Raw genomic sequence first — 7,537 nt, 5'->3', positions numbered from 1 at the left:
CGACTGAAACCAAGAAGACCGTTACTGAAACCATTAAGTACGTGGACCAAGATGGTCATCAACTTCAAGCTGATTCTTCTAACGGCTCCATTACCTTTGTCAAGATGTCTAATGGTACTTGGCAATTAGCTCAGGGCTCGGATTCTGATCAATTTGCTGAGTTTGCTATTCCGCAATCGCTGACTAAAGACGGCGCTGAATATGACTTCGACCACACCGATGCTGCTACAACTGCTGACGGCAAGAAGCTCGCTAAAGCTACCGTTACCCACGATTCGGACAATCTGGTCTTAACGTTGACTTATAAGAAAGTCTCAAATAATCCTGGCAACACTCCACAACAACCTTCCACCCCTTCTACTCCGGACGAACCCGGAACACCGGACAAGCCTGCAACTCCTGACCAACCAGGTACTCCAGATATTCCTGAAACACCTGGAACAACACCGAAAACGCCAACGACTAATCCAGAAGTTCCTGGCACACCGAATGTTCCTAATGCTCCGGAAACTCCACACGAACAAAATGTAACTACCACTGCAAAGATTCCTGCTATTCCAGCAAAGCAAAAACTTTCTGCTGAACCTAGCGAAACTAAGCAGCAAGGACAGAAGTTACCACAAACTTCTAACCAAAATGGTTCTCATCTTGCGCTTGCAGGATTAGCTGTAACAGCTATTGCTAGTTTGTTTGGTATTACTGGAGAACGTAAACGAAAAGGTAAAAACTAATCGTTTATAAAGTTGAAAAGCCTCGAGACTAAATTTAGTCCCGGGGCTTTTTCGATCCATCTTAGTAACTGTTTAAATTTATTTCATTGATCCATCCCATACAGTTCAGCCATCTGCAAGATGAACTCTCCCATAAAAGGTAGAGAAAAGGCAACCTTCCCATACCCAGCTTCGACAATGACCTGACTATCAATTAATCGTTTCCGATATTGAGAAATATAATTTGTACTCTTTCCCATTTTCTGTCGGATATCGCTAATCTTTACAACATTCTTCTGACTTTTCGCCATAATAAATAAAAACTTCTGATCTGTCGGTGAAAGTTCCGTGATGATCTTAGTATAAGCATTCCGAAAGAGATCGTGTTTAAATAACGACAGAACATTATCGACATCCTCCTCTGTTACCTGCATATCAAAGTGTTGCCAAACGTAATATCCTAAATCTTGAAAGGCATACGCATAACCCTTAGTTAGCTTCGTCATTTTCATCAAAGTTAAGCTGTCAATTGTCTTACCTGATCGCGCAAACGCTCTTTGATAACGATACTTAATATCAAAAGAATTAAGCGGCACCAATGAAATATTGTCAAAGCTAGGATCAAACGGATTCTTCATTGTAATTACCTCATCAACTTTAGATATTTAGTTTAATTTTAGATCTCTTTAGATCTTCTAATCATTTTTATATTTCTTTAGATCTCGCTACTTAATACCCGGATCCAAAAAAGCCTCCTCGCATTTCTGTGAGGAGGTCTCTTAGATTATGGACCCGATTCATTACATCTTATGGGGAAGATTTAGTATCTATCGGAATTTAATTCTTTCTCTTGAGTCCACCTAGTCCGAGCATTACCGTCAAACTAGCCCAGCAATCGCTGCTAATAGTTTTGTTCTTTGTCAACCCTAAGGAGGATTTTACGGTTCGATCTTAAAATTATTTAACATTCTTAACGGTACCGTCTTGTTTAATAAACACCGCACCCAGATTTCCCGGCTGATTTTGCCAGACCTTTATTGGTTCACCATTAAAGAACAATCGTTTAGCTTCAATCTCCCCCATTACTGACTGTTCAGTAAAAACAGTGACACTTGATAAATCAGTTTGGAGGGGGTATCCAGTTCGGGGATCGAGAAGGTGGTGATACTTCTTGCCATTAACTTCTAAGAAGCGTTCGTAGATTCCTGAAGTAACTGCTGAACATTCGGGCTTTCGAATGATTTCAATATCATCCCCCCGCTTTAACCGTGGATCCTGAACACCAATTACCCATTGACCATCTTCACGGCGCGGTGACTTACCGACGAACAGGAGGTTACCACCAAGGTTAATAATTCCCGCTTTGACTCCCTGTTCAATCCAGAAGTCACGGATACGGTCGGCAATGTAGCCCTTTGCGATTCCACCAAGGTCTAATTCCATCCCCGGCTCCTCCAGGAAAACTGACCGATAGTCATCATCCAAGAGAACCTTATTGGGATCAATCAATTTAAGTCGGTCCTGAATATCGGCGTCACTCGGTACATTAGCGCCTTTAAAGCCGATCTTCCACAGCTTCACCAATGGACCAATCAGGGCGTTAAAGCCGAAGTTTTCCCGACTATATTTAACCGCCATTTTGATTAGTTCATAAGTCGATGGTGAGACAACTTTCGGCCCTTTCCCAGCTGCATGGTTAACGCTCATTACTTCTGATTCAGGACGGTTAACTGTCAGTCGGTCCTCATACTCGTCAATCAGTCGCATCGACCGTGCTAATAACGGATAATAACGATCACCAAAAAGCGTTAGGACAATCTTGGTTCCTAACGCATGGTGGACCATTGAATGACGCTGCTTTGCTAATTCGTTAGTCATCGTTCTCAGAAGCCCCTGTTGATGCATCAGCGGTGTCATCCTCTGCATCAACGCTACCAGTTTCGGAGGCACCGGTTGTGGCATCGAGCCCTGATTCGTCAGCAGCTAATGGCGTATCATCCTCGCTGGCATCACTGTCGTCGCTACTTTCGGAAGCACCAGTTGAAGCGTCAACTGCCATTTCTTCTTCAGGCTCTTCAGCAGAGTCATTAGTCTTCTTCGATGCACCAGTCGTGGCATCCTTATCCCAGGCACCATTTTCAAAGAGGTTCAAAATATATTCAACGCTACCAGTAAATTCAATCGTCCCAAGGTAGTGACCATTAATATCACGAAGAGCGTAGTACTGGATTAATGAACGGTGACCATTCATCCAAAGTGGCCGGGTAACAACATCCTTCTTCCCTTCACGGAAGCTATTGATAATGCTCATTACCGCTGGAACAGCCATCGGTGGATGACATTCTTGGACAGTTTCACCAAGCGAAGCCGTATTCCGGACGTGTTCCCGATTTGGCTTGTCTGAATACCAAGCAAAATGATCGGTACTGTCAATCAAATCAACTTCAAACGGGATTGTACTAAAGATCTGTTGAACTTCTTTTAATGATAACCGACCAGTTGGGAATTGGATATATGCATCACTAATCGTTGGTTGTTTAACGGCCATGTTAAGTTCCCCCTTATCAACATTTTGGAAAATTTGAATGTATTCAATAAAGTGTTCAAAACACTCTTCTAGGTTATCAATTGCCTTTTGGTCTACTAAACGGCCATCCTTAGCAAAGGTATCGCGAACATTTCCAATCAAGACCTCATTCCCTGGGATCAGGTTGGTATTGCAATCAGGTGAAATCAGAATCTGCCGCATTTGAACCTGGGAACGGGCAGAGGCTTGGCGACCATAAGCTACCCCAACGATCATTGCGGGTTTCTTGTCCATCACCTTAGTATGGTATGACATCCACTCAATGGCGCTCTTCAAAACGGCTGGAATCCCGTGGTCATATTCTGGGGTTGAGAATACTAACCCATCAGCAGCCTTAATCTTTTGCTTAAGTTTCCAGACTTCTGTTTGTTCCGATAATGAAGTATCAACGCTAAATGGTGGTAACTTACCAACTTCGTAAATCTCAATGTCGGCCATTTGCTTGAAATGCTTCTTCATGAACCGCAATAGCAACCGGTTATAGGAAAAGTCAGCATTTGTTCCGGCAAAAGCAAGAATCTTCATCATTTGTTGTTCATCTCCTTATTCATCTGATCGATCGCCTTAGCGTAAAAGCGGAATCCGTTCATGCACTTTTCAAGAAAGTGGATCGTCCCTTCATCAGTAACGTGACCATCATAGTCCATCAAACTAGTAACGTTACTCATAAAGAATTCATCCCCCTGGTAAACACTAGCGTTAATTCCAGGTGAGATCAGGATATCCCGTAACTGAACCTGTGACCGTGAAGCTCCCTGATCCTTGGTTGAGGCCCCAATCGTCATTACGGGTTTTCCAGTTAACGGGTGGACCTTGTATGACAACCATTCAACAACACTCTTTAACGCTGAGGTAATCGAGTGATTGTACTCTGGACTAGCAATAATAACCGCATCGGCAGCCTTAATCCGCTGATCAATGTCCTTAATTACTTCTGGTGCATCACCTTTAAAGCTCTCGTTAAACATTGGAACTTGGCGAATATCAATCACATCAATCTGATCTTGATCCTTAAAATGATGAGCCATAAATTCTAACAGCATCCGGTTGTAGGAATGGTTAGCATTCGACCCAGCAATTGCAGCAATTTTCAAGTGTGTCACTTCCTCTTTCTTATTCATCAATTCACAACCATTTTACTATATTTTTTCCAGTGAATAAACAAATTATTAGTGATTCATATACATTTCGGACGATTTTCAATTATTTGGTTATAACTAGCCACGTAATTATCGCCTGTCCACCTCATAAATCATCGAGAATGTTTTCCCCACTAGCAATATGCTAAAATAGGACAATGATATTAAGAAAGAAACGGAGTAGTTACATGGTTCAAGCACGTTCACGACAGCATGATATCGAGGTTCAGGTTGGTGACCGCTTTCCACTGACGATTCGGCGTCTCGGAGTTAACGGTCAGGGAATTGGTTATTTTAAACATAAGGTGTGCTTTGTTCCCGGTGCCCTCCCTCATGAAGTCGTTGTTGCAGAAGTAACCCGGGTCCATCCCCGCTTTTTGGAAGCTAAGATCCACCGCCTTCGGAAAGCAAGTCGGGATCGGGTTGAACCACGGGACGATTACGCTGACGTTGCGGGAGGCTTTGAACTCGAGAAGCTTGCCTACCCGGCCCAACTGCGGTTCAAGCGCCAAGTAATCCTCGACAGTTTAGAGAAGTTTAAACCATACGGTTACCGTGCCTATGCCGTTCGACCAACGATTGCTGCACCTCAAGAATATGGCTACCGAAACAAAGCGACCTTCCAAGTTCGGATTGTCGATGGTCATGTGGCGGCAGGACTATATCGGGCAGGCAGCCATGATCTAGTTGATATCGAGACTTGTGCGGTTCAAATGCCAGCAACAATGAAGGTTATCCGCACCCTCGTCCAGTTAATTGAAGACCTGCAAATTCCGGTCTACGATGAGGAGCACAATAGTGGGATTATCAAGACCCTGGTTGTCCGGGAATCCGTCGCAACCGGAGAGATCCAGCTAACCCTGATTACTAATACACCGAAGCTTCCCCACAAGCATCAATTATTAATGGCGATTGATGAAAAGCTGCCAAAAGTCGTTTCGGTGATGCAGAACGTTAACCCTGGTGACACACCGCTCGTTTGGGGTGACAAAATGATCCACCTTGCTGGTCAGGAATACATTACTGAAAGCTTGATGGGGCTTGATTTCAAACTTTCAGCCCGGTCATTTTTACAGTTGAATCCCGCCCAAACAGAAACACTCTATGAAGAAGCGGCAAAAGCACTGGAGCTTTCACCAGATGATGTCCTGATCGATGCCTATGCCGGGATCGGGACAATTGGGTTATCATTGGCTAACCAGGTAAAGGAAGTCTGGGGGATGGAAACGATCCCTGAGGCAGTTAACGATGCAAAGCAAAATGCCAGCCTAAACGGGATCACGAACGCCTATTACGAAGTTGGTAGTGCTGAAGAAGTCCTTCCTCAGTGGCGAAAGAATGGTTTACGCTTTGATGCCCTTGTTGTTGACCCGCCAAGAACCGGACTCGACAATGATTTGATTGAACAAATCATCAAAGAACGGCCAGCCAAATTTGCTTATGTTTCATGTAATATGGCGTCGCTGGCCCGAAACCTTGGTCGCCTTGCCAGCGTTTACCATGTCGACTACATCCAGCCTGTTGATATGATGCCCCAAACAACCCGTTGTGAAGCCGTCATTAAGCTGTCATTGAGAAAATAGGGAGTGAGACAGAACTAGCCTGCTAGTTCGTTTTTCGACGCGTAGCTAGCCTGTGGGAACCCCCGCAAGCACAAATAGGGCTTCAGCGTTCGGATTTTCCGAGCACTGAAGCCCATTTGTGTACTGCGTCGCTTGTATTATAACTTATGTTGCGTTTCCATGGGATTTTATTTTTATCTAAAGTAATTAAATTATACTAATTTTCATTCTCTTCAAGTAGCCAATCAAGGACATATTTAATCTTGATACCATTAACCATTCCAGCATCATTAGCGTCCAATGATAAAACTGTTTTAGGATAACCATCTGGCAAGAATCTTAAGTTATCCGTTTCACGCATGCTACCCTCTGGTATATGTAGCGTCACCTGATAGTATTCAACCTCTTCACCTTTACGTGCAATAAAGTCAATCTCCTTATTATCATAACTACCGACATCAACCTTATATCCACGACGCAATAGCTCAATGTAAACAATATTTTCTAAAACATGTCCTAAATTGTCTCGAGAGCTCCGATTTAATTGAACGTTCCGTAGCCCCGTATCGACAACATAATATTTTGCCATTGTCTGTAACCACTTTTTCCCGCGAATATCATATCGTCGAGCCTTATAAAAAATAAATGCATCCTCAAGCAGTTCAAGATAATCAATCACTGATTTTGCTTGAGCTTTAAATCCCGCTGCTTTCAACGTTCCTGCAATTTTATTTGCCGAGATAGGGTTACCGATCTCGCTCATTAGATACTCGGCGATCGCTATAATTGTTCGATCATTTTTCACACGGGAGCGCAATGCAATATCACGATACATGATCGTATTAAAGATATCCTGCAAGATGGAATTGCGAAAACTAGTACTAGGAGCCAGGATAGAATTTGGGAAGCCACCAAATTGTAAATACTCATCAAATAACTTATTTTCCTCGAAAGACTGTCCCTTGCGAAAAGTAAAGTATTCGGCAAATGAAATTGGATACACCGTCAATTCAACATAACGCCCTGCTAATAGGGTTGCTAGCTCTCCTGAAAGTAGTCGTGAATTAGAGCCAGTAACATAAATATCCGCGTCCATATCAACACGAAAGCTATTGATTGCTCGTTCCCACTCGTCAACATTCTGAATTTCATCGAAAAATAAGTAATTCTTTTTCCCTTTTACTTCGTGAGAATGGACATACTTCCATAAATCCATCGCTCCCTTTATCTTTGTATATTGTAAACTTTCAAAATTTAGATGAATAATTTGTTCTTCGGGGACTCCTTCATGACGAAGCTCATCAATAAACATATTCATTAAATAAGTTTTCCCAGAACGACGTACTCCAGTAATTACTTTAACAAATTCTGTATCTTTAAATTCATTCAAAAAATTTATATATTTAGGCCGTTTGATTAGCATTATCTCAACCCCCTTTTTACTGTAATAAAAATTATAACATAATTACCAAAAATTTTTATTGCAGTAAAAATTTTAAATGAATAGCTTGTAATTTTTATCACAAGAAAAGAAATTTT

Annotated in this window: 7 protein-coding genes; 2 read left to right on the top strand and 5 right to left on the bottom strand. The window is 42.4% G+C overall.

Annotation, left to right across the window (positions count from 1 at the left end):
* A partial coding sequence (locus tag LKJ51_RS02505; protein ID WP_291980082.1) for an LPXTG cell wall anchor domain-containing protein occupies nt 1-731 on the top strand: 731 nt, incomplete at its 5' end.
* 83 nt (nt 732-814) lie between these two features.
* Here LKJ51_RS02505 and LKJ51_RS02500 read toward each other — a convergent pair.
* The 4 genes from LKJ51_RS02500 to LKJ51_RS02485 form a co-directional block, all read right to left on the bottom strand.
* Nucleotides 815-1,348 (bottom strand): hypothetical protein, encoded by a 534-nt coding sequence (locus LKJ51_RS02500; protein ID WP_291979046.1) that lies wholly within the window; start codon nt 1,346-1,348, stop codon nt 815-817.
* Nucleotides 1,349-1,667: 319 nt separating this feature from the next.
* The gene (locus LKJ51_RS02495) at nt 1,668-2,588 is read right to left on the bottom strand and encodes an FAD:protein FMN transferase (protein ID WP_291979044.1); all 921 of its coding nucleotides are present in this window, start codon (nt 2,586-2,588) and stop codon (nt 1,668-1,670) included.
* Nucleotides 2,581-3,822 (bottom strand): NAD(P)H-dependent oxidoreductase, encoded by a 1,242-nt coding sequence (locus tag LKJ51_RS02490; RefSeq protein ID WP_366017768.1) that lies wholly within the window; start codon nt 3,820-3,822, stop codon nt 2,581-2,583. Before LKJ51_RS02490 ends, LKJ51_RS02495 begins: the two co-directional genes overlap by 8 nt.
* The gene (locus LKJ51_RS02485) at nt 3,822-4,391 is read right to left on the bottom strand and encodes an NADPH-dependent FMN reductase (protein ID WP_291979042.1); all 570 of its coding nucleotides are present in this window, start codon (nt 4,389-4,391) and stop codon (nt 3,822-3,824) included. Before LKJ51_RS02485 ends, LKJ51_RS02490 begins: the two co-directional genes overlap by 1 nt.
* 233 nt (nt 4,392-4,624) lie before the next feature.
* Here LKJ51_RS02485 and rlmD point away from each other — a divergent pair, with 233 nt between their 5' ends.
* Nucleotides 4,625-6,019 carry a 23S rRNA (uracil(1939)-C(5))-methyltransferase RlmD gene (gene rlmD, locus LKJ51_RS02480; RefSeq protein ID WP_291979041.1) on the top strand — a complete coding sequence of 465 codons (1,395 nt, stop codon included), beginning with the start codon at nt 4,625-4,627 and terminating at the stop codon, nt 6,017-6,019.
* 196 nt (nt 6,020-6,215) lie between these two features.
* On the opposite strand, the gene LKJ51_RS02475 is transcribed toward rlmD, so the two are convergent.
* Nucleotides 6,216-7,421 carry an ATP-binding protein gene (locus tag LKJ51_RS02475; protein ID WP_291979039.1) on the bottom strand — a complete coding sequence of 402 codons (1,206 nt, stop codon included), beginning with the start codon at nt 7,419-7,421 and terminating at the stop codon, nt 6,216-6,218.
* Nucleotides 7,422-7,537 lie beyond the last annotated feature (116 nt).

The organism is Limosilactobacillus sp., from assembly GCF_022651205.1.
Classification (GTDB): Bacteria; Bacillota; Bacilli; order Lactobacillales; family Lactobacillaceae; genus Limosilactobacillus.
This window is presented reverse-complemented; position numbering and strand designations above follow the sequence as displayed.